Genomic DNA, 26,740 nt, shown 5'->3' on the forward strand with positions numbered 1-26,740 from the left:
GGGCAATCTGGACCTTGGCATCCTTCGTCGCCAGCAGCTGCGGGAAGCGGTCAAGCGCCTCCGTCAGAGGCAGAACCTCCGACACATCGGTGTGCCATGCCCCGCTTGCGAAGCGTTCCTGCACCTCTCCGACAATCGCTGCCACTGTCTCGGGCGGCGTTTCGCGCAGCCAACTGGACAGCCAGAACCCCTCGATGCGCTTGCCCATGAAGATGAACTGTCCCATCTGGTCGAGGCGCGGCGGCGTGGTAGCCAGCCTGCCATAGCAGACCCACCTGGCCCCGCGCGGCATCGCGAAGAACAGGTCGGCTGCCACCTGATCGGCCACGGCATCCAGCAGGATGCGGGGACCATGCTCCGCCATGACCGCCTTGGCGCGATCCGCGAAATCGGGGGCGGAACTGACAAGCACCTCTGTCGCGCCAAGGGCCTTCAGCGCCTCGGCCTGCTCGGTGCGGCGCACCACGGGGATGGCCGCAATGCCCGCATCCTTGGCCAGCCCGATCAGGAATTTGCCAAGCTGCGATCCACCGGCGGTGAATAGGAACGCCCCGGCCCCATCGGCCCGCACGATGTCGAACATGGCCATCGCGGTCATCGGGTTGACGATCAGGCCTGCCGCGTCCTCGTCTTTCAGATCCGGGCGCAGAGGGATCATCATGCGCGCGTCGGCCATGGCATATTCCGCCCAGGTGCCCCAGCCCATGCCAAAGAAACTGACCCGCTGACCCAGAAGCGGTGTGTCGCCCGCCACGACCTCGCCCACGCCTTCGAACCCGGCGGGCATCCCGGCCTTGCGCGGCTGCCCGTACTGGCCGGAAACGAACATCAGGTCCGAGGGGTTCACGGCGGCACGGCTGACCTTGATCAGCGCCTGCCCGTCCTTTGGCTGCGGCACGGGCAGAGTGGTCAGCTCCACGAATGATGACAGGTCGGTCGGCATGTCTCCCGAACCGCCTCTGGCATATCCGTCTTCGCGCAGGACAAGCGCGGTCATCGTTTCGGGCAGGGTCATGGCGGCTCTCCTTCATGGGTTGAACACCCTAGCTAGGGAATCCCTTGGGACCGGAAAAGGAAACCCCCGGCGTGACATTGCGTCAGCCGGGGGCTTTTGTTCGGTCGGTGGCGCGCGTTTAGTGCAGGCGGGCCGAAACCTCTTCGATGGCACCGTCGATCAGCTTGTTCTGATCGGCGGCGCTGGTCTTGGCGGCGATCACTTCCGCAGCGGCGGCCACGGCGATGCTGATGGCCCGGTCGCGCACTTCACGGACCGCACCGGCCTCGGCAGAGGCGATCTGATCCTCGGCAGCGGCCAGACGGCGGGCGATCGAGGCTTTCAGGTCGGCCTTGGCCTGCTCGGCCGCAATCTGGGCTTCCTCGCGGGCCTGGGCGACGATGCGCTCGGACTGCTCGGCCACTTCACGCTGCTTGCGCTCGTAGGAGGCGAGGATCGTCTGCGCCTCTTCACGCAGGGCGCGGGCTTCGTCCAGTTCGTTGCGGATGCCCTCAGCCCGTTGGTCCAGAAGACCCATCAGGATGCCGGGCACCTTGAAGTAGACCAGAACCCCGATGAACACGAGGAACGAGATCAGCACCACGAAGTCGGTGTTGAACAGCGAGAAGAACGGACCCGACGCTGCCATTGCGGGCGAGCCGATCAGTGCGAAAAGAACTGCAAGGCGTTTCATGTCCCTTATCCTTTCACACGTGCGGTGACGGCGGCGGCGATCGACGCATCGTCGGATGCGGTCGGTGCCAGCGTGGCCACGATCTCGGCTGCGGTGTCGCGGGCAACCGCATCCACGGCTTCCAGCGCACCGGCGCGGATCTCGTCGATCCGTGCGGCGGATTCCGCGGCCTTTGCAGAAATCTCGGCATCGGCCTTGGCGGTTGCATCCGCAAGGTCGGCCATGATCTCGGCGCGGGTTTCCGCTGCGATGGCCTGGGCTTCGGCGCGGGCGTCGGCGAGGGCCTTGTTATAGGCTTCTTCGGCGGCGGCGGCCTGACGTTTCAGGTCTTCGGCAGCGGCGATATCATTCGTTATGGTTCCCTGACGCTCGGCCAGAACAGCCCCGATCCGGGGCAGAGCGACGCGAGACAGGATCAGGTAGATCACCACGATGGTGATCACGAGCCAGAAGATCTGGTTCGGGAAAGTAGAAAAGTCGAGCTGCGGCATTCCGGGTGCGGAAGCAGCGCCCTCTGTTGCGTCAACGGCCATCTTGTCCTCCGAGGAACCTGGTTACACCGGACCGCTCGCACGCATGGCAAACGGTCCGGCCGTAAGGATGGTTCGCGAAAGGCTTAGACGGCGAACATCAGCAGCAGAGCGACGAGGAATGCGAAGATCCCCAGTGCTTCTGCGAATGCGATGCCGATGAAGAGCGTTGCGGTCTGGCCGGCTGCTGCCGACGGGTTGCGCAGTGCGCCGGACAGGAAGTTGCCTGCCACGTGACCCACACCGATTGCGGCTGCGCCGGAACCGATTGCTGCGAGGCCAGCGCCGATGTGTGCGAGATCGCCTTCCATGTGATTTCTCCTTACGATTGGAAGTTTTCGATATGTGTGTTTCTTAAGACGTGCGGTCAGTGCGACGGATGCAGCGCATCGCGCAGGTAGACGCAGGTCAGGATCGTGAAGACGTATGCCTGGATGAAGGCCACCAGAACCTCCAGCCCGTAGACCGCCGTAATCGCCACCACCGGGGCAATGGCGCCCACGCCGAGGACACCGGCAAAGCCCGCGAACACCTTGATCACCGCGTGGCCCGCCATGACGTTACCGGCAAGACGAATGGAGTGGCTGACCGGGCGCACGAAATACGAGATCAGTTCGATGATCGCCAGGATCGGGCGCAGCGGCAGCGGCGCGGACGAGACCCAGAAGAGCCCCAGGAATCCGGCACCGTTCTTGACGAAGCCCACAACGGTGACGGTCAGGAACACCGCCATCGCGAGAACCGCGGTCACAGCGATGTGCGAGGTGGTGGTGAAGCTGGTCGGGATCAGGCCGAGGAAGTTGGCCATCACGATGAACAGGAAAAGCGTCATGATATAAGGGAAGAAGGCCAGCGCGTCCTTGCCCGCGACGTCTTCGACCATCTTGCGGATGAAGCCGTAGGTCAGTTCTGCAACGGACTGCGCGCGCGAGGGCACGATGGCCCGGCCGCGAGACCCAAGCACCATCAGGACGAACACACCGACAATGGCCAGCATCATCCACAGGGTCACGTTGGTGATGGTGTAGAAGGAAATCGGGCCGTCGCCGAACAGCGGCTCGACGATGAACTGATCCATCGGGTGGATCTGAAGGCCACCTTCAGCCCCATGCGCCGCATCCGCGCCATGGGCTGCATCGGCTCCGTGGGCGGCTTCGGCACCGTGCTCGGCGACGGCTTCCTCACCGTGGGTCTGTTCTTGTGCGTCTTCGGACACGTCTCATTCCCTCTCATCGCGCGCGGCAGCCGCCGCTTCGTTTTCCTTCTGGATCTCATGGGCGGAGCGGATCATCGTCTTCACCCCGGCCACGAACCCCAGCAATGTAAACACCACCATCAACCACGGCGCGCTGCCAAACAGCGCATCAAGCCCGTAGCCTATGGCAAAACCGATCCCGAGACCGGCCACAAGCTCTATCACCATCCGCCAGGCATGCTGCGCCATGGAATAGTGTTCCTCGGTATGGGGCTTGTCGCCTTCCTGTCCGGCTTTCAGTCGCTCCAGCCGCTGTTCGAAGTCTTGCAAGCGGTCGGGATCGGGCCCGTCGGACATGGAAAACGCCCCCTTCAGAGGTTCGGGCGGAAACTAGGCAGAGCACCCCACAGAGTCAACGCGTAGTTTTCACATTTTCGAAGCACCTAATTTACTGATTATATGTAACTTTTCCCGCATGCGACAAAGACAGCACAGCTGCCTGACCCGGCATTTCAGGTTTTCATATATTCAACCGAATGGTTGACGGTATAGTCAACCAAATGGTTGACGATCCCCGTCCGGCCATGGATATCCGCGCAAATGACATCCGATCTCGACACCGTCTTCTCGGCCCTCGCCGACCCCACCCGCCGCCGCATCCTGACGATGCTGCTGGAGGATGACATGGCCGTGACCGATGTGGCCGAGCCGTTCGAGATGTCCCTGGCCGCGATTTCCAAGCACCTGACGATCCTCGCGGGCGCGGGCCTGATCAGCCAGGAAAAGCGCGGTCGGGTCAAATGGTGCAAGCTGGAACCCGACGCCCTTAAGGGGGCCTCGGTCTGGATGCAGGGCTTCGGCCAGTTCGAGCCGGTCAATCTCGACGCGTTCGAGGCCTTCCTCGCGCAGGAGCTTGGCGAAAGCCCGGATTAGGTTTTGGCCGCCCGCAGGCAGGCCCGGATGAACTTGGCCGCAGACCGATAGTGGCTCGGCCCCGCCGCTTCGGCATATCGCCCCGTGGTCCAGCCGGTTCCCCCCGGCATCGGCCCGCCGTAAAGCGCTGCATCATCCTGCGTGGTCAGATAAGCCATCAGGCGCGCATGCCCGTCGGCCAGACGCTCCCTCGCCTCTTGCCACGACACATCTGCGTATTTGTCCCGCAGCCCGGCATTATAGGGTCTGAGCTGATTCCACTTCACCCCATGGTCGGGCATCTGGGCCGCTTCACCCTCCTCCAGCCACTGAAAAAACAATCCGATCCAGTGCGACCGGTGCAAGATGACGTCGCGGATGCTCCAATCATCCTCGAATCCCCGGTTCGCAAGGTCGTCGGGGATGTCGGATATCAAGGTTTGCAGCTTGTTGAACTCCTTCTCGGCAACAGCCAGAAGGTCGGCGCGGTTCGTGGCAGCAGGCATGAATACTCTCCTCACTCGTCTGCCGCGTGACTACACCTTTGAACTGATCTTCACCTTGATCCGGCGCAATGTCAGCCGTCGTTCTTGAGCAGGAGAAGCAGTGCCAGCACCGTCAAAGCCACGCCGCCAAGGACATAGACCGTGGGCAACCCATTGCCGAGGAAGTATTCCCATCCGATCACCCATGTGGGTGTCAGGTAGGTATAGGCCATGACCTTGGAGGCCGGCAGTTGCATGGATGCGAATTGCAGCAAGACCACGGTGATCGCGGTGGCAAAAACCGCCGTGTAAAAGAGTGTCACCCAGACAATACCGGGCAGGGCCACCCAATCGGTGGCCAGCACTTCAGCTCCGCCCCACAGGAACAGCACGAAGGCCCCCCCCAACATGGTGCCAAAGGTTGAAACCGGCGCGGGCTCGCCCCGGTTCAGCATCCGCACCATCGGCGTGTAGATCGCATGGGAGATGCAACCGATGAAGTAGATCACCTCCCCTCGCCCGATCTCGAAGGCCAGCAGCGCCGACATGTCCGCGCGGAAGATCACCCAAAGCGCCCCCGCCCCGCCGATGGCGAGGGCCAGCGCCATGCGTCCGGTCATGAGCTGGCTGAGCAGCAGGAACCCGAAGCCCGCCGTCATGATCGGCGTCAGTGTGAAAACCGCTGCGGCAGACACCGGGGGGGCCGTTTTCAACCCCTCGAACATCAGCACGAAATACGCGCCGAACAGCCCGCCAAGGATAAGGTAGCGCCACGGGGCGTGGAAATGCGTGCGGCGAAACCCGCCACGCGCCTGCACGATCAGCGATACAACCACAGCCCCGCAAAGGAAGCGCACCGCGTTGAAGGCCGCCGGGTCGATATGGTTTGCCGTCATCGAGCCAAGCGAGAATGACCCCGCCACCAACGCCGAGAAGGCCAGCATCGCCAGATGGCCGCGATATCCGCCGCTCATGTCAGGCCGGGTCCACGGGCCAGTCGGCGACTTTTTCCTTGAGGAACCGCAGAACCGTCTGAACCTTCGCCGTCCGATGCAGATCCATATGAGTCACCAGCCAAAGCTTGACCGACCATTCCTCCAGCGGGGGCAGCATCTCAACCAGGTTGTCATCGGTTTGCAGATCGAGGCTGGAGACAAAGCCGATCCCCATACCCGACATCACCGCCTGCCGCATGCTGTCGGTGTCGTTGCAGCGGAAGCGGATGCACTCCTCGGGCACCACATCAGCCAGCCAGCGCAGGAACGGCGCGCGCGGGTTTTCCTGTGCCGTGCCGATAAAGCGGTGTTGGGTGATATTGTCTTCGGTCAGCGGGCCGAAACGGTCCAGATAGTCCTTCGTGGCGCAGAGGACCGTCGACAGGGTGCAGTAGGGCTGCACGATGTTGTCCTGATTGTCGCCCGGCTTTCCGGCCCGGATCGCCACATGCGCCTCGCCATATTCCAACCGGTAGAGCCGCATGTCGGTGAGGAACTGGATCTGAAGATCCGGGTGCTGTTCCTGAAACTCACCTAGCGCCGGAACGATCAACGGCGCGATAACATTGAGCGAGGTGATCAGCAGCTCTCCCGTGACCTCATTGCCGCGCCCCTTGATACGGCTGGCCAACTGCGTGAACTGGTCGTCTGCACGCCCCCCGACGGCCAGCAGGTCCTGCCCGGCTTCGGTCGGCGTGTAGCCCCGCGCGTGGCGCTGGAACAGTTTCGCCCCAAGCCGCCCTTCCAACGAGTCGATATGGCGGATCACCGTTGCATGATGCACCCCCAGAACCTCGGCCGCGCCGCTGACCGTACCCATGCGCGCCACCTGATACGCTGTGCGGATCTCGTCCCAATCGCTGAATGACATCGGCTTTCGTCCTGTCTGTGCATCACTTCACGCTTCCGTAGTCATCATGCCAACTCTGTTCATCGGAGCAAGGGAAAAGCTGCGGAGGCTTTGAAAGCGTTTGACCGCCGCGCTTCACAAAATCGCACAGATGCTGTTTTGATATCTGCGTTTTGTGCGGTCACAGGATGATTAGTTCCATGCTCAGACGCAACCCAAGACATCCAAGGACCATATCACATGACCCATTCCATCCTCCGCATCGACGCTTCCGCCCGCCGCGACGGCTCTGTCAGCCGCGATCTGAGCGACCGTATCATCGCCCGCTTCCCCGAGGCGACCGTCACCACCCGCGACCTGGCCTCAGGCCTGCCCCTGATCAACGAAACCTGGGTCGGTGCCAATTTCACCCCAGAGGCAGAGCGCAGCGACGAACAGCGCACCACATTGGCCCTGTCGGATGAGCTGATTGCCGAGCTGAAAGACGCCGACACGCTGGTCATTGGCCTGCCGATCTACAATTTTGGTGTCCCTGCCACGTTGAAAGCATGGGTCGACCTGGTGGCCCGCGCGGGCGTGACCTTTCGCTACTCCGAAGCCGGTCCCGAGGGCCTGATGACCGGCAAGCGCGCCATCGTCGCCGTTGCCTCTGGCGGAACCGAGGCCGGGTCCGAGATCGACTTTGCCACCGGCTATATCCGCCATGTTCTGGGCTTCATCGGCATCACGGATGTGACCTTTGTCACCGCCGACAGGCTGGCACTGGACATGGACGCCACCTTGAACGCGGCCCATAGCCAGATCGACGCTCTGCCCGTCGCCGCCTGAGGTTTCTGGCGGGGCGCAGGAAATCTCCCATTTTCCAGCGCCCCGTGCTAACCTGCCCTCATGTTTCGCCTTGCGATCCTGTTGATGGCATTGCCTTTCCCGGCCATGGCCCTGACCTGCACCATGACATTTTCGGTGCATATCACCCATGGCATCGGCCCCTATCCGCCCGGTACAGACCTGAATGGAACCGCCGAGTTTGAAACCCTGCGCAGCTTCCGGCAGGAGGGCGGGGCAACAGCGCATCTGGCCACCGGCACCATGGGTCTGGACGGCCATATTACCGGCAGGCTCTGGACCCTGATCACCACCAACCGCACAGTCGCCGCCGATCTGGTCGGGCTCTATGCGCTCGATGTGGAGGGGCTGAGCTTTGTCGGGCAGGATTTTCGCGGACCCATGGCGATCACGCTCTATGGCGATCCGGGCAGCTGGCCCCATGCCCGGCCACCGGTCACACAGGAAGAATGGGACAGCCTGACCCTGCGCCGGTCCTTCCAGCTGCATGCGCCCGACAGCTCGGACATGTTGGGCGGGGATGTCACGCGGCTGGATGCTAACTGCGTGGAAACTGACGCCCCGTCTCCCTAGGCCGCACTGGTGAGCCTGACCTTTACCCGTTCCGGCACTTGGCGGGCACTCATGGCGCGCGGCATGGGGAGCTCGTCCATTTCCCGCGCAATATCTCCGAACAACGAGACATATTCGTCGTAATTGTCAAAACTGCTGCGGGGAACATTGTCCACGAAACTTTCCGCAGGCAGCCCATTGGCAACCAGCACCACATGCCGCTCCGTCTCAATATGGAAATAGTCCAAGCGCGTCGGCAACTCTTCGTGACCCAGGACACGAATTTGCACGCCATCAACAAGTGCGCCCGCATGCACAAGGCAGCCCTGCAGCACCAGTGCGTGATCAGCCGTCAGGCACAGATCCCGCCTGGGGAGATCAGGGCCAAAGCTATCCTTCTCGATCAGGACGGGACGTAGCCGATCCGCCAGACGAAACCGGGGCATTACCGTTTGGCGCGGCACCCAGATGATTTCGTGGCTTGTTCCATCGCGATCAAGGACTTCGTCCCCGGCGCATAGGTCCTCAATTGCCACCTCACCCTGCGGTGTCGCGATCATCGTGCCGCGCAAAAAGCAGTTTGCACTGCCGGCGGCTGAGTTTCCAACGATCCAGTTCGTGTCCCCATCCGGAAAGCGCTGGATGGTCTGACCATCCGCAACCGAAGACAATGTTACCGCCTCCGCATGGATCAAGTTGGTCCCCGTGAAGCCGGCGGACAGCTCAATCCCTGTCGGGGGGGGATTCCCAGGCTCTGCGTAGGCGAATGTGATGTAATCACCGGTCGCCGGGTCAACGACGGCCAATTGCTCTGCAATATTGTTCAGGTTGAAATTTGTGTTGTCGGCAACATCCGCCAGCACACCAGGATTGGCAGTCAGAAAGGCCGTCGTGCTCGTCGACTCTCCCATCAGGACAAATCGCTGACCTGCGGCCAATGACACGGATCCGAAGGTGTAGACCAACTGACCACTGCTTCCATCCCAGACCTGATACCCGGTCAGGTCGAGCGCAGAGCCGCTGGTATTGATGAACTCGATGAATTCGTCGTCGTTTCCCTCCACACTGCTGTCAAGGTCAGTATCAAAACCAGGTGCTCCGGTTGGGTCATAGCCAATTTCGTTGATAACGAGGCCATTCAAAGAATTCGCGGTTGCTGGCATTGAAAAATCCTGACGGTAACTGATCTGGGGACATTTGGGTTCAGCGGAATGCTAACATCTGAGCCCAGTTTCTCAAGGCTGAATGCAGCTCGGACATGTTGGGCGGGGATATCTTGCGTCTCGACGCCATCTGTTCATAGTGATTTGTAACGCACGGACCATTGTCGGATTGGAGAGAGGAAAGAACAGTTTCCATGGATGTCATTGAACAAACCGACAAACGCCTTGTTCTGAGATACAGTGAACGCCAAGACAATTGGGCCTACCACGCCTTCGCGGCTTTCTTGTTCCTCTTCGGTTTGGCTTTTTTCATCTGGACCGATCTCGAGATCGTCGCCTACGGGACAATAGTCTTGGGCCTGCTTGTTTCGGTTTTCGGCTATTTCTCTCGTGATAACTGGCAGAGACTCTTGCTTGACCGGGAACAGAACGACGTCGTTTTTACAAGTAAGTCCGCTTTTGGCCGCAAGTCTGAAAGCATCCCGCTGTCGAAGGTGCATTCCGTCATCGTCAAGGAGAAGGAGGTTGTGGGAGACAATCGTCGCTACACGACCTACCGAACCGTGATCCGCCCTGTGTCCGGTTCGGGATTCTACGCCATCGGGATCGGCGCAGAGTGTCAGGACGATGCACAACGAATGTCTGACCTGCTCAACGCCTGGCTGGGGACCTCCGGCGACGTGTGATCTACCCCAGCCTGTGCTTGACTCTCACTACCCTGCAGCATAAACGCCAAGCCAATATCCGGAAAGTGCCAGCTTTCCGGTCCTGAGTCCGTTCTCAGGATCGCCCCCCGTCAGCGAGGTTTCGCCCACGGGGGTGTTGGTGCATTCCTCGCTGTCCCTTATCTGGGGGACAGCAACCGAAGTAGATGAAAAGGGGCCGCGCCCATGTTCGAAAATCTGTCCGAACGCCTGTCTGGTGTCTTCGACCGCCTGACCAAGCAGGGTGCCCTGTCCGAGGATGACGTCCGCACCGCCATGCGCGAGGTGCGCGTTGCCCTGCTGGAGGCTGACGTTTCCCTGCCCGTTGCCCGCCAGTTCATCAAATCGGTTGAGAAGAAAGCCACCGGCGCGGCCGTTACCAAGTCGGTCACCCCCGGCCAGCAGGTCATCAAGATCGTCCATGACGAGCTGATCGAGACCCTGAGGGGCGAGGGTGACCCCGGCGCGCTGAAGATCGACAATCCGCCCGCACCGATCCTGATGGTGGGCCTTCAGGGCTCGGGCAAAACCACCACCACCGCGAAGCTCGCCAAGCGTTTGAAGGAACGCGAGGGCAAGAAGGTGCTGATGGCCTCGCTCGACACCAACCGCCCGGCGGCTATGGAGCAGCTGGCCATTCTGGGTGTGCAGATCGGCGTCGACACCCTGCCGATCGTGAAGGGTGAGACTGCTCAGCAAATCGCCAAGCGCGCCAAGACGCAAGCCAGCCTTGGTGGCTATGACGTCTACATGCTGGATACTGCCGGTCGTCTGCATATCGACCAGGAACTGATCCAGCAGGCTCAGGAAGTGCGCGACATCGCGACCCCGCGCGAAACGCTTCTGGTCGTCGATGGCCTGACCGGTCAGGACGCGGTGAATGTCGCGCAGGAGTTTGACGACAAGATCGGCGTCACCGGCGTCTGCCTGACCCGGATGGACGGCGACGGTCGTGGCGGCGCGGCCCTTTCGATGCGCGCGATCACCGGCAAGCCCATCCGCTTCGTCGGTCTCGGCGAAAAGATGGACGCGCTGGAAACGTTTGAGCCCGAGCGGATCGCCGGCCGCATCCTTGGCATGGGCGACATCGTGGCCCTTGTCGAAAAGGCGCAGGAAACGCTGGAGGCCGAACAGGCCGAGCGCATGATGAAGCGTTTCCAGAAGGGTATGTTCAACATGAACGACCTGAAGGGCCAGCTGGAGCAGATGCTCAAGATGGGCGGCATGGAAGGCATGATGTCGATGATGCCGGGCATGAAGAAGATGGCCAAGCAGGTCGAGGATGCGGGCTTTGACGATGCGGTGATCCGCCGTCAGATCGCCCTGATCAACTCCATGACCAAGAAGGAGCGCGCCAATCCGCAGCTGCTGCAGGCCAGCCGCAAAAAGCGGATCGCGGCAGGGGCCGGGCAGGATGTGTCCGAACTCAACAAACTGCTGAAAATGCACCGCCAGATGTCCGACGCGATGAAGAAACTCGGCAAGATGGGCAAGAAGGGCATGATGCGCGGCGGCCTTGGCGCGCTCTTCGGCAAGGGCGGCGGTATGCCCGGAATGCCCGGCGGCCCCGGCGCGGGCGGCATGGATCAGGCGGCGCTCGAACAGGCCGCGAAACAGCTTGGCGCGCCCGGTTCGGGCAATATGCCCGGCCTCGGCGGTGCCCCGCTGCCCCCCGGCCTGTCAGGCTTCGGAAAGAAGAAGTGACCACAACCCTGCCGCATATCCCCACGCTTGAAACCGAGCGTCTCGTCCTGCGCGCCCCGCGCATGGGGGATGTGCAGCATTGGTGCGACTTCACGGCAACCAGCCGGGCCGAATTCATTGGCGGCCCAATGATCGCCGATCCCGCAAAGGCATGGCGCGCCTTCGCACATGTGGCGGGTATGTGGATGCTGCGCGGCTATGGCAGCTTTGTCTTCGCGCTCAGATCAGACCCCGAAACACCCATTGGCATGACCGGCCCCTGGCATCCGATCGACTGGCCGGAACAGGAACTCGGCTGGACGGTCTGGAACGCTGATGCCGAGGGCAAGGGCTTTGCCCTTGAAGCCGCGACAGAAGCGCGTCGGTTCGCCTATGAAGATCTCGGCTGGCCGACGGCGGTGTCCTATATCGACAGCCGCAACACACGGTCCATCGCCCTTGCGGAACGTATGGGATGCGAAGTGGATGCAAACGCCAAGGCACCCGAAGCTGAGGAAGGCGAGGTCATTCTGGTGTTCCGCCACCCCGCACCGGAGGCGCTGCAATGATCCGCGCCCCGCACGAGATTCCCGCAACCGGACCCGCCGCTGCCTTTGCCGCGTCGCTGCAGGCCGTGCTGCCGGTGCTGGACAGCGAGCGGTTGCGACTGCGCGCGCCCCGGATCGAGGATTTCGAGACCTACGCCGCCATCGGAGCGAGCGAGCGGGGCCGCTATCTGGTCGAGGACAACACCGACCGCGATGCGCTCTGGCTCGATTTCGCGCAGATGGTGGCCTGCTGGCTGTTGCGCGGGCACGGCGTCTGGACGGTTGAGACCCGCGACACGGGCAAAGCTATCGGCTTCGTCCTGCTCGGCTTCGAACCGGGCGACCATGAACCGGAACTGGGCTATCTGTTCCTGCCCGAAGCGGAAGGCCACGGCTACGCGCAGGAGGCCGCCCGCGCGGCCCGCGCCCATGCCTTCGACACGCTTGGGATGAAAACGCTGGTCAGCACCATCGACCATGACAATGCCCGGTCCATCCGCCTTGCCGAACGGCTTGGCGCGACCCGCGACGCCGCCGCCGAGGCCGCCCATGGCCACGCCATCCACGTTTACCGCCACAGCGCAGAGGAGACCCTGCAATGAGCGACGACACCGCCCGCGCCGCCGAGATCCTGAAAGGGCATCGCGAGTCCATCGACCGGCTGGACGCGATCCTCGTCTATACGCTTGGCGAGCGGTTCAAGCACACGCAGGCCGTGGGAAAGCTGAAAGCCACCCACGACCTGCCCCCCTCCGACCCGGCCCGCGAAGCCAAACAGATCGCGCGGCTGGAGGATCTGGCGAAAGAGGCCGATCTCGACCCCGAATTCGCCAAGAAGTTTCTGAACTTCATCATCGCTGAAGTCATTCAGCACCACAAACAACACCAATCCTGAGGCCCCGGCCTCGACCGCCATTCAAAGGAGACACTCACAATGGCTATGAAAATCCGGCTCGCCCGCGGCGGCTCCAAGAAGCGCCCCTTCTACCGCATCGTGGCGTCCGACAGCCGCATGCCGCGCGATGGCCGCTACATCGAGAAGCTCGGCACCTATAACCCGCTGCTGCCCAAAGACAGCGAAGACCGCGTTCAGATGAACATGGAGCGCGTACAGTACTGGCTGGGTGAAGGCGCACAGCCGACCGACCGCGTGGCCCGCTTCCTCGAAGCCGCTGGCGTCGTCGAGAAGAAAGAGCGTGCCAACCTGAAGAAGGGTGCCCCCGGCAAGAAAGCCCTGGAGCGCGCAGAAGAGAAAGCTGCCAAGGCCGCTGAAGCTGCCGAAGCCGCTGCTGCCCCGGCCGAAGAAGAAGCCTCTTCCGAAGAGTAATCGGAATGCGCGCGTTTTCTCGCGGCTTTCAAGACGATCTGACGGATCTGATGCGGTGGCGGCGCGATGTGCGCCGCTTCCGTCCCGATCCGGTGGACGAGGCGCTGTTGGCGGAAGCCCTTGGCGCCTTTTCACTTGCGCCCTCGGTCGGGCTGTCGGAACCGTGGCGGCTGGTCCGGGTGGACAGTACTGAAAAGCGGGCGCTTGCCGTCGAGAATTTCGAAGCCGCCAATGCAACAGCGTTGGCGGGCTACAGCGGGGACAAAGCCGAACGCTATGCCGGGCTAAAGCTGTCGGGCATGCGCGAGGCGCCGGTTCAGCTGGCGGTATTCTCGGACGAAGCGACCACCAAGGGCGCAGGCTTGGGGCGCCAGACCATGCCCGAGATGCTGCGCTATTCTGTCGTGTCTGCACTCATGCTGTTCTGGCTGGCGGCGCGGGCGCGGGGGCTTGGCGTCGGGTGGGTCTCGATCCTCGACGACGAAAGACTGACGCGCGATCTGGAGGTGCCCGAGGATTGGGCGCTTGTCGCCTATCTGTGCGTCGGCCTGCCGGAAGAAGATGGCGAAACCCCGGAACTGGAGCGGCTCGGATGGGAGCAGCGCGACAACACGCTGGACCTGCTGATCCGCTGAGGTATTGCCGATGATCCTTCTGCCGATCGCCTTCGCGATACTGGGGCTTTACCTACTGATCATGGGCGATGGCCCTGCGAAACTTGTCGGCGTGATCCTGATCCTCGTGGCCGCCGCTTTCATCTTCCTGTTCTGGGTTGCGATTTACGTGGAATTGCCGCCCGTTGACGCCTATCTTCCCGCCTTGGAGGTTCACCATGTCTGACAGAGTTTGCTTGGCCGCAATCACCGGTTCCTACGGAGTCCGGGGAGAAGCACGGGTCAAAAGCTTCTGCGCCGAACCCTCGGCGTTAGGTGACTATGGTCCCCTCTCCGACGAAAAGGGCTCACGCGAGTTCAAGGTGACCATCACCCGCCCAGTAAAGGGAGGCTTTGCGGTGCGCTTGTCGGGTGTAAAGACCAAGGAAGAGGCCGACGCACTGAAGGGCGTCCGCCTCTATGCCCCGCGCGAGGCCCTGCCCGACCTGCCCGATGATGAGTTCTACCATGCCGACCTGATCGGCCTGACCGTTGTCGATACCGGCGGGGCAGATCTGGGGCAGGTTCACGCAGTGATGAACCATGGCGCGGGCGACCTGCTGGAGGTCCGCCAGAAGGGTCGGTCCGGCACGGTTCTGGTGCCGTTCACACAGGCCATCGTGCCAACAGTCGACCTGACAGCAGGACGGATCGTGGTGGACCCTCCCGAGGGGCTGTTCGACGAAGACTGATCCCTATCGCGGACAGAACAGGCCTCGGCAGGGTTGCGGCTGCGTGTCCGTTTCCATCGGCAGAAGGAAGGCCTGCACCTCGGCGTGGTCTCCATGGCTGACGAAATCGAACGGGTTGCGGGCAATGACCCGGCTCATCGGGCCGGACATGGGGCCGAGAAACACGTCGATATGATTGCCGGTCACCGCGCCGCCCGTATCCTCGCAGACAAAGATGCCGTCATGCACGGTTCCATCGGGCAACTCCACTCCGTCAGCCGCAGGGATGTAGATGCGCTGACCGAATTCCGGGTAGCCGCCATTCACCCACGGGGTGGACCCGCCGACCCATCCCAGATCGCAGGCGATGGTGCGAAACGGGTGAAGCGGGTTGCTGCGGGCCCCTGTGCCATAGGGGTGCGGTGAGCGTTGCCAGCGCACACGCTCGCTTGGTCCATGGCTGCAATTGGCCTGCGGCGATCCGGTGACGCCTGCGAAGTTGAAAACCTCGCCCCCCACCCGCAGGCTGCCCGCCAGCGCCCCCGCACACCAGTCAGCTCGCGCGACTGTGGGGCCAATCACCCTGCCGCCCATGCTGCGGATCGGGATGCCGCCGCCATCCGTGCGGCCGTCCACCAGGCGATAGACCGTGGCCCAGACCGTGATCGGGGTGCCGTCCGGCGGCGGGGCATGCTGAGCGCCGCAACCCGCGACGCCAAGACCGAAACCGCACACAAGCAGGCGGCGCAAAAGACGAGAGAACATGGCCGTCAGAAATCCGTTTGTTCAAAAACTGCCCTATATCCTAGCATCTTGGTGAAAAAAGCAAGCGCGGCGCGCTATGGCTCCTTGTATAAGAGGACATGCTCGTCATGGACAGAAAGGCGGTCATTCGCGGACCATAGCGCCAAAAGCGACTTTGCGAGACAACGCGGGCTCTCGCCACCACGGAACCAACGACCGCTTATGCAGACATCCCGCCCGGTCAATAACGGTCGTTTTCGCCGGTGACACAAACGTATGGGTTTTGTCAGAACTCCTGTGAACCAGAAGCGCTTTGCTCTGGGTCAGAAACTAGCTTGGGCAGATCGGAAAACCGCAGGCGCGATTTCCCCGAGTGGCGTGAAGGCCTCCTAACTTAGCAGAGCACATTGCAGCGCTTTTCGGTTCTCATATTGTGCTCGCCGTCCGTCTTGCCATGCTTTTCGAGCGCGGCGCCTAGCTCTGCAGGCATCACAGTATCTATGTAACCGTGCTGTTCGCACCAAATCACATATTCGCAAACAATGACCGGCGGTGGAGGTTCTGTGGCGAACGCTGGAGGATCTCGGTTCAATGCTGCAAGGGCAGGAAACTTCTCATCGTCTCGCACTACGGCCAGAATATCCGCTTTCGCCTTTTCAAGCGCCGAGAAAAGTTCAGGTCTTTCTTTCAGCAGAAGCTCCGACTCCCGGAGGATTTCGGTATCGTCGATATTCCCGGCTACTCTTATGTATTGGTCTTCCAAATCACTCTCCGTCAGCAATAATCGATATCCAAAGCTATCTCATATCTTTGAAACCATCAAGAAACACCAGTTTTCCGGAGTATTTTGAATTTCTCAATCAAATTTGCGCCTATGCGGTGTGGACAATAACCCCGTGCCAAAACCTCCCTGCCAAAAACGGTCGTTTTTGTCACGGGCGGCGATGCGCTGACAATCACTGAAAAATCTTGTGCCACAAACCCTTGGCGAAACTCGGTTTAATTTTGTCACGTTTTTGGCCGCAGCCCGAGGAGCGGACATTTGCGCACGGTGCAGCATCGGTCAAAGTGGGCTCAAATCAGCCAATCGCTGCATCCCCGTCCAAGGTCAGAGCAGTGTCGTCGCGATGCGGCCTCTATTGTATCGGGCCCCGCTTGCGAGTAACCCCTTGGCGCATGTCTGACACACCCTCCAAATCCCATGGCCGCCTGTCGATCAGCGCGAGCCTGAAGCCCCGGGACCTGATGACGCCCACGCCCCGCCTGAAAGGCGCGTGGACGGCCAAGGTGCTGACCCTGTTCCCCGAAGTCTTTCCCGGCGTTCTGGGGGCCTCGCTGACCGGCAAGGCGTTGCAACAGGGGTTGTGGGCGCTGGAACCGATTGATCTGCGCATCTTCGGGGCGGGCAAGCATCGCAACGTGGATGACACGCCTGCGGGCGGCGGCGCGGGGCTGGTGATGCGGCCCGATGTTCTGGGGCGGGCAATGCGGATGGCCTCCAACGGCACGCCAGACGATCCCGCCCGCTGGCCGCGCGTCTATCTCAGCCCACGTGGCAAGCCCTTCACCCAGGCCGACGCGCAACGCTTTGCGCAGGCCGAGGGGATGACGCTGCTCTGCGGTCGCTTTGAAGGCGTAGACCAGCGGGTGATCGACCATTTCGGGATGGAAGAAATCTCCATCGGGGATTTCGTGCTGACGGGCGGAGAGATCGCGGCGCAGACCGTCATCGACGCCACCGTGCGGCTGATCCCCAAGGTTCTGGGCAACCAGGCTTCGACCGAGGAGGAAAGCTTCTCTGACGGGCTGTTGGAACATCCGCAATACACCAAGCCCGCCATCTGGGAAGGCCGCGAGATCCCCGAGGTTCTGCTGTCTGGCCATCACGGCAAGATCGAAGCGTGGCGCAAGGCGCAGTCCGAGGCCCTGACGCGGGAACGGCGCCCCGATCTGTGGGAAGCCTATCAGGCCCGCAAGGACAAGGCCTAACCCCTCAATCCCTCGCCTGCCAGCCCGCGCAGCCCCTGCGCCTGCATCGCGGCCACCACGCGCGTGGGGTCCAGCGCCTGCACCGGACCGTTCCCCGCCAGAACAAGCGCTGCCGCGTTGCCCACGGCCTGCCCCATGGCCATGCATTGCGGCATCCCCCGGATCGAGGCGAAGGCCACCGGGTCGGCGGACACGTTGCGGCCCGCGAACATCAGGTTTTCCACCCGTTCAGGCACCAGTGCACGGAAGGGCAGCGTATAGAACCCCTCTTCCAATGCCGCGTCATGGGTCATCGCGCCGCCATCCCCGCGCATCACGTCATCGACCGGGTTGGAACAGGCCACGATCCCGTCGGGGAACTTGGTGCCCGCCGCGACCTCTGCCCCGGTCAGCCGGTGCATCCCATGCAGCTTGCGGGTTTCACGCACACCCACGGTGGGGCCAAGCGCTGTCATCCAGGCGCGCTCGAACCCCGGCACATCGGTTCGCAGAAACGCCACCAGCTGCGCCACCCGGCGGCGGCCTTCCTGCGTCGCGCGCGCGACCGAGGCCGGGTCGGTGCCGTCCACATTGCGGATCACAACCGAATTGCAGAAGACCGTACCAGGGTGGAACCCCTTCATCATGTAAAGCTGCGCAAGGTCCGGGTGCAGCCGTCCCTCGGCCACGCCTTTTTCAGCGAAGCGCGTGAAATAGGGGTCGCCCTCGGCAAAGACCTGATCCCAGGGCGCGTTCACCATCAGGAAGGACAGCGTCACGCCCATCATCTTGCCGCTGGCGTCGCCCAGATCGAAAGGGACCCCCGCCTGTGCCGCGATATGACCATCGCCAGAGGCATCCACCACCATTCGGGGACAGAAGGTCAGCGGCCCGTGCCGGTCCATCGCGCGGATAGCGGCAATCCGGTTGCCCTCCATCACCGGGGCCTCGGCCAGCGTGTTTAGATGCAGCTGAACGCCTGCCTCCTCCAGCATGGCGAACATCTCTATCTGCGCCATGTCAGGGTCATAGATCACCTCCGCCCCGAAGTTTTCCAGCGTCGAATAGCGCTTTTCGGCGGCGGGCGGGTCCATCGCGGCCAGCCTGTCCGTCAGCTCGTCGAAGAGGCCCCCGATCGACACGTCACACGGAAAACCGCCGCCCCATGGCATACCGGGGCAAAAGGCCATGACGCCGCCCAGTTTGGCTCCGGCTTCGATCAGGCACACAGACGCCCCCTGCCGCGCCCCGGCAACCGCTGCGCCAAACCCGGCGGTGCCTCCCCCCACCACCAGCAGGTCGGGGCTGTGCGTCGGCTCTGTCATTCGAGGAATCTCCTGTTCCGGTCGTGTCTGATGGGGCGCTTTCGGGAAGGCTATGGTCAGGCCGCAGCACTGGCTGGCCCGTTTGCGACACATCCAGCAACTCGGGGCTTGATCCGCCCCCCCTTCCCCCATATACCCCGCCCGTCCCGGTCGGAAATCCGACTCGGGGCTGTTTTTGCTATGGGCAGGATCATTTGCGGCGGAGCTTTCTTCGGCTTCGCGTCGCGGTCCCCGCTCCGCAAGACGCCACAAAGGTAAAGACGACCTGATCTCTGGCGGGCGCATTGGCGGACCCGGAAGAAGACCAAGAGCTCTGAGGCGGACATCACATTCGTGGGAAAACCACGATCAGAAATGGAGAGTTGCGATGGATCTTATCGCACAGCTGGAAGCCGAGCAGGTCGCTGCGCTTGGCAAAGAGATTCCGGATTTCAAGGCGGGTGACACCATCCGCGTTGGCTACAAGGTGACCGAAGGCACGCGTACCCGTGTGCAGAACTACGAAGGCGTCTGCATCGCGCGCAAGAACGGCTCGGGCATCGCCGGGTCTTTCACCGTCCGCAAGATTTCCTTTGGCGAAGGCGTGGAACGTGTGTTCCCGCTGCATTCGACCAATATCGACAGCATCACCGTCGTGCGCCGTGGCCGCGTGCGTCGCGCCAAGCTGTACTACCTGCGGTCGCGTCGCGGTAAATCCGCCCGTATCGCGGAAGTTTCCAACTACAAGCCCAAAGCTGGCGCAGAAGCGTAAGGACCGGGACCATGAAAAAAGACACCCATCCCGATTATCACCTGATCGACGTCAAGATGACCGACGGCACCATCATCCAGATGAAATCCACCTGGGGCGCCGAGGGCGATCAACTGTCGCTGGACATCGACCCCACCGTGCACCCGGCCTGGACCGGCGGCACCTCGCGCCTGATGGACACTGGCGGCCGCGTGTCGAAGTTCAAGAAGAAATACGAAGGCCTCGGCTTCTGAGCCAGCCCGGTTTTCGGAACAAAGAAACGCCGCCCTCATTCGGGGCGGCGTTTTTCGTCTCTGCTGCCGGGACCGTCAGGTGGCCCCGTGCTGCGCTTCGAAACCGGCAAGCAGTTCATTGGGGTTGGTCATGCCGGTCGTGTCCATACCACGCGCCTGCATCTGGTCATAGCCAAGGGCATAGGTGTCGATCCCCCATGCCTGGATCTCTGCCGTTCCACCGTTTTCGTAAAGATCCAGCCCCTGCGTCATCAGAAGATTCAGCTGATCCTCGTTGTAACTGCCGATCGCACCAACAAGGTGGTTCCAGTTGCCGGTATGATGGTCCGGGCGCGGGCGCTGATAGTTTCCAAGTACGAATTCGGGCCATTCGGTGCCGAAACTCGCCGCGATGATGCTGTCCGATTCCAATGCGCCCCGCGTGTCCCCGGACAGGTCTTGCACACCCGCCGAAACGATGGCCGTCGTTGCCAGACCGAGCCCCACGAGGCCGCCGGTCAGCACGACCCAATCCACGGTCACGGCACCGCTTTCATTTCCAAGAAAGTCTTTCCACATCTTACTGCTCCGTTCAGTACTGCTGGTACAATTTGGGACAATTTTTACGTCCCCATTCTGCCGGATAATGGGTGATTGCGGCTGATGTCGGGAAGCATGCGCGCAAAAGGAAGGAAACACGCGGGCAGATCTGGACCCGACCCGGCGGCATCAGCCGTTCTCGGCACGGCTATCTGATGGGGCCTCCGCCCGGTCCGCCAGGCCGTAGTCGCGCAACACGTGGGCCACACGCAGGCGGTAGTCAGCAAAGACCCCGACCGAGCGGAGCGTATATCATGGCTGTGTCCCGACCATTTGGCAGGCAATCTCCGGCCACTGCCCGGCAGCCGCGTGATCCGGTTCAGCCCGACCGGAAAAACAGCGTTTCACAGGGCATTCCCCGCAATGGGTTGATTGCCGGTCATTCGCGCTTAACACCACCCGCTTAACCCCGTATATTGCGGCCAAACCGATTTGCCCCACGAAATGAGGGCAAACGAGACCAAGACCGCGAAGGGGACTCCGGTGGCGCATATCATCGTTTTCGGCAATGAAAAGGGCGGGTCGGGCAAGTCGACCACCGCCATGCATGTGGCCACGGCCCTTGCCAATCTGGGGCACCGCGTGGGGGGGCTCGACCTCGACCTGCGGCAACGCACCTTCGGACGCTACCTGGAAAACCGTCAGAACACGATCACCGCGCGCGAACTGGACCTGCCCGCGCCCTTCCTGATCGAGCTGCCAGACGTGGACCCCGCCACGCTCGGCCCCGACGAGAACATCTATGACCGGCGGCTGTCCATGGCCGTGGCGGACCTCGACCCGCGCTGCGATTTCATCGTCATCGACTGCCCCGGCTCTCACACAAGGCTCAGCCAAGTAGCCCATTCGCTGGCCGATACGCTGGTCACCCCGATGAATGACAGTTTCGTCGATTTCGACCTTCTGGCCCGGATCGACCCCGAGACCTACGAGATCAAAGGCCCGTCGGTGTATTCCGAAATGGTCTGGCATTCCCGCCAGCTGCGCGCCAAGGCCGGGTTGAAGCCCATTGACTGGATCGTGGTGCGCAACCGCTTGGGTGCGCAGATGATGCATAACAAGCGCAAGGTGGGCGAGGCGCTGACCAACCTCTCGCGCCGCATCGGGTTCCGTGTCGCGCCAGGAATGAGCGAGCGGGTGATCTTCCGAGAGTTGTTCCCGACGGGCATGACGCTGCTGGACCTGCGCGCGCTAGGCGTGGACCGGCTGAACATTTCGAACCTTGCCGCCCGGCAGGAACTGCGCGACCTGATGAAAACGCTGAACCTGCCCGGCGTATCGGTGGATTTCTAACGCCAGGCAACGCCTGCAGCGGGGACGGTCACACCATCCCAATGCTGCGGCTCCGGATCATAGTTGATCAGGAACTCCGTCTTCCCGGCTTGCCTGCGGCGCAATCCTCCGGGCATATCGGTGGTCTGCACCCCCGCCCTCGTCAGCGCATCGCGCAGAAACGCTGTCAACGCTTCGGGGTCCAACCACGCGCCCAGATAGGTGATCCGCCCGTTCGTCATGGCCAGCGGCTGGCCATCTGCGCCGCGCAACGTGACCTCCGCATTGCCCTCCAGATCCTCCTGCCAAAGCTGCACATACCCGCCGCCGTCAACAGGGCGCGGCATGTCCGGGCGCAACGATTCAACGCGAGCGACCGTCACATCGAGGCCGGGTATCGCGGGTGGCAACGGCACCGGGATATGCATCTCGGCGGTCTTGGCATTGGTCCGGGGGCCGAGGATCACCGGCCCGTCATGGGCTGCTATGGCCGCCTTGAACGGCTCGGACAGCGTCACCGCGCCGGGGGCAAGCACCAGCCGATAGCCGGACAGATCAGCGATATCGGGCGGCAGGATATCGACCGATTGGCCAAGCTTGCGCAACGCCCGGTAGGTTTCGAACACCAGCCGGAAATAGTCCTGCCCCTGCCCTTGCGGCTGCACAGCCCACGCCCACTGGGCCGCGTAGTCGAAGACCAAAGCCACAGGCGCCTGACTCGCCTCCACCTCTTGCAGCTCCGCCAGTTCCCGCGCCACCTGAGCGGCCTCGTGATAGGCCTGCGCGGGCTGGCTGTCAGGGCGCAGCAGCCCCGCATGCATCTGCTCCTGCGCGAATGGGGCCTGCCGCCAGCGGAAGTAGCACACCGCCTCGGCCCCATGCGCAAACGCCTCCCACGCCCAAAGGCGCGGCATCCCCGGCAGCGGCGCGGGGTTGTAGGGGGCCCAGTTCACCGGGCCGGGTTGCTGTTCCATGATCCACCAACGACCATTACCGACGGCGCGGTACAGATCGTGGTGAAAGGCCTGAAAGTCCGGGTCGCCCTGCCGCGCGTAGCGGCGTTTATGGGTGCCATCCGCTTCGATCCGGTCCTCCAGAAACCCCATCGGGTAGCTGTCCCAGGTGGCAATCTCCATTTGGCGACCGGTGTCGTAGTGATCGAAATCGGTGATCCGCCCCATGTAATTGTGCGAAATCGGCGCGTCGGAATAGGCGCGGATGATGTTCACCTGCACCGCGTTAAACCGCGCCACCTGGTCGGAACTGAAGCGCCGGAAGGCGAGCCCGTGCGCCGGGTTGGGTTCCGTCACCGTCAGGTTGGGCAGGCCGATCTGATCGAAGCCTTGATACTCCATCGACCAGAAGACATTGCCCCACGCCGCGTTCAGCGCCTCGATGCTGCCGTAGCGATCCTTGCACCAGTCCCGGAAGGCCACACACGCCGCGTCGGAATAGGAAATCACCGTGTCATGGCAGCCGTATTCGTTATCCGTCTGCCACGCGGCCACATGGGGGTTGCGCCCGTAGCGCTCCGCCAGCAACCGCGTGATCCGCGCGCTTTCCTCGCGGTAGCCGTCATGGCTGAAACAGTAGTGCCTGCGGGAGCCAAACCCGCGCGGGCGCCCCCCAGCATCCACCGCCGGCATGTCGGGGTGCCGGTCCAGCATCCAGCGCGGCGGTGTCGCCGTGGGGGTGCCGAGAACCACCTTGAGCCCCGACGCCCCGAGCGTTTCAATCGCCCGGTCGAGCCAGTCGAAGCGCAGGTCGCCCGGCGTGGGTTCCAGCCGCGACCACGCGAATTCGCCGATGCGGATCCAGGTCAGCCCAACCTCCGCCATGCGGGCGGCGTCCTCTCCCCACTGCGCTTCCGGCCAGTGTTCAGGGTAGTAGCAGGTTCCGAGCGTGCGTTTCACAGGATGACCTCGTGTTCGCGTTGACCTTGGGCGATGTTCGCGGCGACGAAGGCCTGCCCCGCCAGCGGCTCCTTTGCCAGATCGCTTTCGGAAAGGCCCTCCCGAGCCGTAGTGATGTAAAGATCGCGCAGGTCAGGCCCGCCGAACGCCGGGCAGGACAGCTGAGACACTGGCAACGTCACGTCCCTTAGAACGACGCCGTCAGGCGCATAGCAACGCACCCGCGACGATCCCCATTCCGCGCACCAGAAATTGCCCTGGGCATCCAGCACCGCCCCATCGGGGTTGGGGCCATCGGGACCGTGGTTAAGGAAAATCTCGGGGTCACCCACGGGCCAACCATCCTTGTCAGACAGGCGCTGCCGCCAGACCTTGCCCGGCGCAGTATCCGCGAAATGGGCATAGGTTCCATCGGGCGCGAAACAGATCGCGTTCGAGATCGTGATCCGGTCGTAAAGCCTGCGCAGCTCTCCCCGGTAATAGCGATAGATCGCGCCAGCGCGCGGCTCGGCTCGCTTGCCCATGGTCCCGATCCAGAAGCCGCCCCACGGGTCCGCACGGCCATCGTTCGAACGGGTCACGGGGTTGTCGGCCTCCAGCGGCGTGATGATCTCCTGCGCGCCGGTTTCGAGGTTGAGTGTGATGAGGTCGGTTTCGGTCGCAACCAGCAGAGCGTCCTGACCGACCCATCCAGCGGCAGAGACATGGCGATTGAACACCCATTCCTGTCCCGCTGTCAGCAACCGCTTGCCGTTGATGTCGAACCAGAAAAGCTGCCCCCGCTCCGGGTGCCAAAGCGGCCCCTCGCCCAGATCGCAGGGGCGGTTGTCAAAGACCTGCGCGGTCATGCGGTGGCCTCGTCGAAGGCGGTGACAAGCGCGGCGGCGCGGGAACTGATCTGGGCTGCGGAAAGGCCCGGCGTGTAAAGCGCCGTCCCGATCCCGAAACCGTCGACACCGGCGCGCCACCAGTCCGCGAAGTTATCCGGCCCCGCGCCGCCGACTGCATAGACCTGCGTGCCCATGGGCAGCACCGCGCGGATCGCCTTGACGCCATCGGGGCCGATCAGGCTGGCAGGAAAGATTTTCAGCCCGTCAGCCCCGGCTTTCAGCGCGGCAAAGCATTCCGTGGGCGTCATCACGCCGGGAAAACTCTGCAATCCCAATCGTTTGGTCTCGGAAATCACGTCCGGATCCATATTGGGAGACACCACCAGCTTGCCGCCCACATCCGCGACGCGGGCGGCGTCCGCGGGCGTCAGAACCGTGCCCGCGCCGATCAGAGCATCGCTTCCGAACGCGCGGGCCATGGCCGCGATGCTGTCGAACGGGTCGGGCGAGTTCAGCGGCACCTCGATCCGGGTGATCCCGGCGGCGATCAGCGCCTCGGTGATGGGCACGGCCTCAGGCGGGGTGATCCCGCGCAGAATGGCGATGATGGGGCGGCTCATGGTGCCTCCGTCAGCTTGGCATGGGCGAGGCGCAGCCCCGCGAGGGTCAGGGTTTCCGCGTCGCGGGTCAGGCAGGTAACCCCTTGATTTTGCATCGCCCGTTCGTAGAGCGCCACCAGTGCGGGCGCACCGCCGATCAGCACCTGCTGACCGAGCCAGTAGGGTTTCGCGGCGGCAAGTTCCGCCCCGATCAGAAGGCCGGAAAGGCGCCCTTTGGCGGCGGCATTGGATTGGCCACGAAGCAGCCCCTCGGCACGGATGTTGAACAGCGATTGCGCCAACCGTTCGGGGCGGGAAAGGGTCTCGGCCACGGCACTGTCAAACGCATCGCGGTCGAAATCCTCGCCACCCACGGAATGGCGGAGGACGGAGTGGTGCGAGAGCAGCGCGAAAAGCTCCCCCGTCATCGCGGTGCGGAAACTGACGATCTCTTCCGCCGAGATGTGGATCCATTTCGTATGCGTTCCGGGCAGGCAGAGGATGCCGTCGAAAGCCGGGTTTTCGTGAATGACTCCAGCGGTTTGCGTCTCCTCCCCCCGCATCACGTCGGCGGGGCTGTCCTGGCTGACGCCGGGCAGGATATGGAGCCGGATGCGGCTGTCCTGCGTTGCGGGTGTGATCGGCGCGGCCTCGCCGGGTTTGCAGGGGACAGGGCGATAGGGGGCCTCGACCCAGCCCTGTTTCGCGCCGACCATGCCGCAGGCGATGACGGGGGTGGGCGTATCGCCAAGCCACGGGTCGATCAGGCGCAGGAGGGCGGGTTCGAAATCGGCCTGCGCGAGGCTGCCCATTCCGTCCGTTGACCCGGCCTTGTCCAGTACCGCACCATCTGCGCCAATGGCCCGGACGCGCAGGTGCGAGGTGCCCCAGTCAACCGCGATCCAATCCGTCCTGTTCATCCCGTCACCACAACGCCGCCATCTATGACAAGTACCTGACCTGTCATCATTTTTGAACTGTCGGAGGCCAGGAACAGCGTGCCGCCGACGATGTCTTCAGGGGCCAGTGTATCCTTCAGGCATTGGCGGTCCAGATGGGCGGCGAGGCCTTCGGGCGTGACCCACAGATCCTTCTGTTTCTGCGTCAAAACCCAGCCCGGAGCCAGCGCATTGACGCGAATGCGGTCGGGGCCGAATTCGCGTGCGAGGCTGCGGGTCATGGCAGTGATGCCGCCATTGGCCGTCGTGTAGGCGGGATAGCCGGAATTGCCCATCATGTAGGAGATCGAAGAGAAGTTGATGATCGCGCCTTTTCCGTTTTCTTTCATAGACTTGGCGGCAGCCTGACAGGCGAAGAAATAGGCTTTGAGGTTGATGGACTGGGACCAGTCCCAGAACTCTTCCGTCACCTCCTCGGTCGTGTGGCGCTTGTCGTTGGCGGCGTTGTTGACGAGCACGTCGAGGGCGCCGTGCGCCTCTACCGCCTGGGCAATCGCGCCTTGCAGGGCGGCGATGTCGGTGATGTCGCAGGGCAGGAAAAGCGGGCGATTTCCGGTACTTGCCTCCATCTCATCAACGAAATCCGACGCGTCGGAGCGTTGGACGAAAGCGACTTTCGCGCCTTGCCGGAGGAAGCCCTCGGTCAGCGCCGCGCCGATACCGGAGCCGCCGCCGGTGACGAAGACGGACGCGCCTTGAAGGTCGGGATAGATCGGGTGGGTCATCGGTTTTCCCTTCGAAATTGGGGGGTGCCCCCCGTGCACC

The 26,740-nt window shown here is 62.8% G+C and carries 35 protein-coding genes and 1 pseudogene; 16 read left to right on the top strand and 20 right to left on the bottom strand.

Annotated features, from left to right (window positions below):
- From BKY26_RS15135 to BKY26_RS15160, 6 genes are all read right to left on the bottom strand, one after another.
- On the bottom strand, positions 1-1,015 hold a 1,015-nt coding region (locus BKY26_RS15135), incomplete at its 3' end, for a zinc-binding dehydrogenase (RefSeq protein ID WP_071691230.1).
- 118 nt (positions 1,016-1,133) lie between these two features.
- The gene (locus BKY26_RS15140) at positions 1,134-1,688 is read right to left on the bottom strand and encodes a F0F1 ATP synthase subunit B (RefSeq protein WP_071691231.1); all 555 of its coding nucleotides are present in this window, start codon (positions 1,686-1,688) and stop codon (positions 1,134-1,136) included.
- A 5-nt stretch (positions 1,689-1,693) separates the two neighbouring features.
- Positions 1,694-2,221: a F0F1 ATP synthase subunit B' gene (locus tag BKY26_RS15145; RefSeq protein ID WP_071691232.1), complete on the bottom strand. Its 528-nt coding sequence runs from the start codon at positions 2,219-2,221 to the stop codon at positions 1,694-1,696.
- A gap of 83 nt (positions 2,222-2,304) precedes the next feature.
- Complete coding sequence (locus tag BKY26_RS15150) at positions 2,305-2,529, bottom strand: F0F1 ATP synthase subunit C (RefSeq protein WP_071691233.1); 225 nt, start codon at positions 2,527-2,529, stop codon at positions 2,305-2,307.
- A gap of 56 nt (positions 2,530-2,585) precedes the next feature.
- Positions 2,586-3,305 (bottom strand): F0F1 ATP synthase subunit A, encoded by a 720-nt coding sequence (locus tag BKY26_RS15155; protein WP_281249841.1) that lies wholly within the window; start codon positions 3,303-3,305, stop codon positions 2,586-2,588.
- A 132-nt stretch (positions 3,306-3,437) separates the two neighbouring features.
- Positions 3,438-3,770 carry an AtpZ/AtpI family protein gene (locus tag BKY26_RS15160; protein WP_071691234.1) on the bottom strand — a complete coding sequence of 111 codons (333 nt, stop codon included), beginning with the start codon at positions 3,768-3,770 and terminating at the stop codon, positions 3,438-3,440.
- Positions 3,771-4,013: 243 nt separating this feature from the next.
- On the opposite strand from BKY26_RS15160, the gene BKY26_RS15165 reads away from it, so the two are divergent.
- Positions 4,014-4,346: an ArsR/SmtB family transcription factor gene (locus BKY26_RS15165; protein WP_071691235.1), complete on the top strand. Its 333-nt coding sequence runs from the start codon at positions 4,014-4,016 to the stop codon at positions 4,344-4,346.
- On the opposite strand, the gene BKY26_RS15170 is transcribed toward BKY26_RS15165, so the two are convergent.
- The 3 genes from BKY26_RS15170 to BKY26_RS15180 form a co-directional block, all read right to left on the bottom strand.
- A complete protein-coding gene (locus BKY26_RS15170; RefSeq protein WP_071691236.1) occupies positions 4,343-4,831 on the bottom strand; it encodes a ClbS/DfsB family four-helix bundle protein in 489 nt (162 codons plus the stop codon). The two genes, BKY26_RS15165 and BKY26_RS15170, sit on opposite strands and share 4 nt — an antisense overlap.
- A 71-nt stretch (positions 4,832-4,902) precedes the next feature.
- A complete protein-coding gene (locus tag BKY26_RS15175; RefSeq protein ID WP_071691237.1) occupies positions 4,903-5,784 on the bottom strand; it encodes a DMT family transporter in 882 nt (293 codons plus the stop codon).
- A gap of 1 nt (position 5,785) precedes the next feature.
- Complete coding sequence (locus BKY26_RS15180; protein ID WP_071691238.1) at positions 5,786-6,676, bottom strand: LysR family transcriptional regulator; 891 nt, start codon at positions 6,674-6,676, stop codon at positions 5,786-5,788.
- Between the two features lie 219 nt (positions 6,677-6,895).
- On the opposite strand from BKY26_RS15180, the gene BKY26_RS15185 reads away from it, so the two are divergent.
- Positions 6,896-7,483 (top strand): FMN-dependent NADH-azoreductase, encoded by a 588-nt coding sequence (locus tag BKY26_RS15185; protein WP_071691239.1) that lies wholly within the window; start codon positions 6,896-6,898, stop codon positions 7,481-7,483.
- 60 nt (positions 7,484-7,543) lie between these two features.
- Positions 7,544-8,074 carry a hypothetical protein gene (locus BKY26_RS15190; protein WP_071691240.1) on the top strand — a complete coding sequence of 177 codons (531 nt, stop codon included), beginning with the start codon at positions 7,544-7,546 and terminating at the stop codon, positions 8,072-8,074.
- Here the strand turns inward: BKY26_RS15190 and BKY26_RS15195 are convergent.
- Positions 8,071-9,216 carry a Hint domain-containing protein gene (locus BKY26_RS15195; protein ID WP_071691241.1) on the bottom strand — a complete coding sequence of 382 codons (1,146 nt, stop codon included), beginning with the start codon at positions 9,214-9,216 and terminating at the stop codon, positions 8,071-8,073. The genes BKY26_RS15190 and BKY26_RS15195 overlap by 4 nt on opposite strands.
- A gap of 194 nt (positions 9,217-9,410) precedes the next feature.
- Here BKY26_RS15195 and BKY26_RS15200 point away from each other — a divergent pair, with 194 nt between their 5' ends.
- The 9 genes from BKY26_RS15200 (at position 9,411) to rimM (ending at position 14,823) form a co-directional block, all read left to right on the top strand.
- A complete protein-coding gene (locus tag BKY26_RS15200) occupies positions 9,411-9,902 on the top strand; it encodes a hypothetical protein (protein WP_071691242.1) in 492 nt (163 codons plus the stop codon).
- Positions 9,903-10,106: 204 nt separating this feature from the next.
- Positions 10,107-11,624, top strand: a complete 1,518-nt coding sequence (ffh, locus tag BKY26_RS15205) for a signal recognition particle protein (protein ID WP_071691243.1) — start codon at positions 10,107-10,109, stop codon at positions 11,622-11,624.
- Positions 11,621-12,172, top strand: coding sequence for a GNAT family N-acetyltransferase (locus tag BKY26_RS15210; RefSeq protein ID WP_071691244.1), 552 nt, complete (start codon positions 11,621-11,623; stop codon positions 12,170-12,172). The genes ffh and BKY26_RS15210 overlap by 4 nt, the downstream gene beginning before the upstream one ends.
- Positions 12,169-12,753, top strand: coding sequence for a GNAT family N-acetyltransferase (locus BKY26_RS15215; RefSeq protein ID WP_071691245.1), 585 nt, complete (start codon positions 12,169-12,171; stop codon positions 12,751-12,753). The genes BKY26_RS15210 and BKY26_RS15215 overlap by 4 nt, the downstream gene beginning before the upstream one ends.
- Positions 12,750-13,046, top strand: coding sequence for a chorismate mutase (locus tag BKY26_RS15220; protein ID WP_071691246.1), 297 nt, complete (start codon positions 12,750-12,752; stop codon positions 13,044-13,046). Before BKY26_RS15215 ends, BKY26_RS15220 begins: the two co-directional genes overlap by 4 nt.
- A gap of 39 nt (positions 13,047-13,085) precedes the next feature.
- A complete protein-coding gene (gene rpsP / locus BKY26_RS15225) occupies positions 13,086-13,478 on the top strand; it encodes a 30S ribosomal protein S16 (protein ID WP_071691247.1) in 393 nt (130 codons plus the stop codon).
- A 5-nt stretch (positions 13,479-13,483) separates the two neighbouring features.
- Positions 13,484-14,113, top strand: a complete 630-nt coding sequence (bluB, locus tag BKY26_RS15230) for a 5,6-dimethylbenzimidazole synthase (RefSeq protein WP_071691248.1) — start codon at positions 13,484-13,486, stop codon at positions 14,111-14,113.
- A 10-nt stretch (positions 14,114-14,123) separates the two neighbouring features.
- Positions 14,124-14,318, top strand: a complete 195-nt coding sequence (locus BKY26_RS15235) for a hypothetical protein (RefSeq protein ID WP_071691249.1) — start codon at positions 14,124-14,126, stop codon at positions 14,316-14,318.
- The gene (gene rimM, locus BKY26_RS15240; protein WP_071691250.1) at positions 14,311-14,823 is read left to right on the top strand and encodes a ribosome maturation factor RimM; all 513 of its coding nucleotides are present in this window, start codon (positions 14,311-14,313) and stop codon (positions 14,821-14,823) included. The genes BKY26_RS15235 and rimM overlap by 8 nt, the downstream gene beginning before the upstream one ends.
- A 3-nt stretch (positions 14,824-14,826) precedes the next feature.
- On the opposite strand, the gene BKY26_RS15245 is transcribed toward rimM, so the two are convergent.
- Both BKY26_RS15245 and BKY26_RS15250 read right to left on the bottom strand, forming a co-directional pair.
- Positions 14,827-15,567 (bottom strand): 3D domain-containing protein, encoded by a 741-nt coding sequence (locus tag BKY26_RS15245; RefSeq protein ID WP_071691251.1) that lies wholly within the window; start codon positions 15,565-15,567, stop codon positions 14,827-14,829.
- Positions 15,568-15,940: 373 nt separating this feature from the next.
- On the bottom strand, positions 15,941-16,309 hold the full coding sequence (locus BKY26_RS15250; protein ID WP_131541892.1) for a hypothetical protein: 369 nt from the start codon (positions 16,307-16,309) through the stop codon (positions 15,941-15,943).
- Positions 16,310-16,722: 413 nt separating this feature from the next.
- On the opposite strand from BKY26_RS15250, the gene trmD reads away from it, so the two are divergent.
- Positions 16,723-17,535, top strand: coding sequence for a tRNA (guanosine(37)-N1)-methyltransferase TrmD (trmD, locus tag BKY26_RS15255; RefSeq protein WP_071691253.1), 813 nt, complete (start codon positions 16,723-16,725; stop codon positions 17,533-17,535).
- On the opposite strand, the gene BKY26_RS15260 is transcribed toward trmD, so the two are convergent.
- On the bottom strand, positions 17,532-18,839 hold the full coding sequence (locus tag BKY26_RS15260) for an FAD-dependent oxidoreductase (RefSeq protein WP_071691254.1): 1,308 nt from the start codon (positions 18,837-18,839) through the stop codon (positions 17,532-17,534). The genes trmD and BKY26_RS15260 overlap by 4 nt on opposite strands.
- Before the next feature lie 367 nt (positions 18,840-19,206).
- Between BKY26_RS15260 and rplS the strand changes: the two genes are divergently transcribed.
- Both rplS and rpmE read left to right on the top strand, forming a co-directional pair.
- A complete protein-coding gene (gene rplS / locus BKY26_RS15265; RefSeq protein ID WP_071691255.1) occupies positions 19,207-19,590 on the top strand; it encodes a 50S ribosomal protein L19 in 384 nt (127 codons plus the stop codon).
- A gap of 11 nt (positions 19,591-19,601) precedes the next feature.
- Entirely contained in the window at positions 19,602-19,823 is a 222-nt protein-coding gene (rpmE, locus tag BKY26_RS15270) for a 50S ribosomal protein L31 (RefSeq protein WP_071691256.1), read from the top strand.
- A 75-nt stretch (positions 19,824-19,898) separates the two neighbouring features.
- Here rpmE and BKY26_RS20700 read toward each other — a convergent pair whose 3' ends face one another.
- The gene (locus BKY26_RS20700; RefSeq protein ID WP_071691257.1) at positions 19,899-20,381 is read right to left on the bottom strand and encodes a hypothetical protein; all 483 of its coding nucleotides are present in this window, start codon (positions 20,379-20,381) and stop codon (positions 19,899-19,901) included.
- Positions 20,382-20,531: 150 nt separating this feature from the next.
- A pseudogene (locus tag BKY26_RS20705) lies at positions 20,532-20,636 on the bottom strand (antibiotic biosynthesis monooxygenase); the annotation flags it as partial.
- Positions 20,637-20,885: 249 nt separating this feature from the next.
- Here BKY26_RS20705 and BKY26_RS15285 point away from each other — a divergent pair.
- Positions 20,886-21,695 carry a division plane positioning ATPase MipZ gene (locus BKY26_RS15285; protein WP_071691258.1) on the top strand — a complete coding sequence of 270 codons (810 nt, stop codon included), beginning with the start codon at positions 20,886-20,888 and terminating at the stop codon, positions 21,693-21,695.
- On the opposite strand, the gene BKY26_RS15290 is transcribed toward BKY26_RS15285, so the two are convergent.
- Genes BKY26_RS15290 through BKY26_RS15310 form a run of 5 tightly spaced genes read right to left on the bottom strand, consistent with a single transcriptional unit; the run spans position 21,692 to position 26,700 of the window.
- Complete coding sequence (locus tag BKY26_RS15290; protein WP_071691259.1) at positions 21,692-23,587, bottom strand: beta-galactosidase; 1,896 nt, start codon at positions 23,585-23,587, stop codon at positions 21,692-21,694. The genes BKY26_RS15285 and BKY26_RS15290 overlap by 4 nt on opposite strands.
- Positions 23,584-24,435: an SMP-30/gluconolactonase/LRE family protein gene (locus BKY26_RS15295; protein ID WP_071691260.1), complete on the bottom strand. Its 852-nt coding sequence runs from the start codon at positions 24,433-24,435 to the stop codon at positions 23,584-23,586. Before BKY26_RS15295 ends, BKY26_RS15290 begins: the two co-directional genes overlap by 4 nt.
- Positions 24,432-25,037, bottom strand: coding sequence for a 2-dehydro-3-deoxy-6-phosphogalactonate aldolase (locus BKY26_RS15300; protein ID WP_071691261.1), 606 nt, complete (start codon positions 25,035-25,037; stop codon positions 24,432-24,434). The genes BKY26_RS15295 and BKY26_RS15300 overlap by 4 nt, the downstream gene beginning before the upstream one ends.
- Positions 25,034-25,936: a 2-dehydro-3-deoxygalactonokinase gene (locus BKY26_RS15305; RefSeq protein ID WP_071691262.1), complete on the bottom strand. Its 903-nt coding sequence runs from the start codon at positions 25,934-25,936 to the stop codon at positions 25,034-25,036. Before BKY26_RS15305 ends, BKY26_RS15300 begins: the two co-directional genes overlap by 4 nt.
- Positions 25,933-26,700 carry an SDR family NAD(P)-dependent oxidoreductase gene (locus BKY26_RS15310; RefSeq protein ID WP_071691263.1) on the bottom strand — a complete coding sequence of 256 codons (768 nt, stop codon included), beginning with the start codon at positions 26,698-26,700 and terminating at the stop codon, positions 25,933-25,935. The genes BKY26_RS15305 and BKY26_RS15310 overlap by 4 nt, the downstream gene beginning before the upstream one ends.
- Positions 26,701-26,740: the final 40 nt, after the last annotated feature.

The organism is Nioella sediminis, from assembly GCF_001879695.1.
GTDB lineage: Bacteria > Pseudomonadota > Alphaproteobacteria > Rhodobacterales > Rhodobacteraceae > Nioella > Nioella sediminis.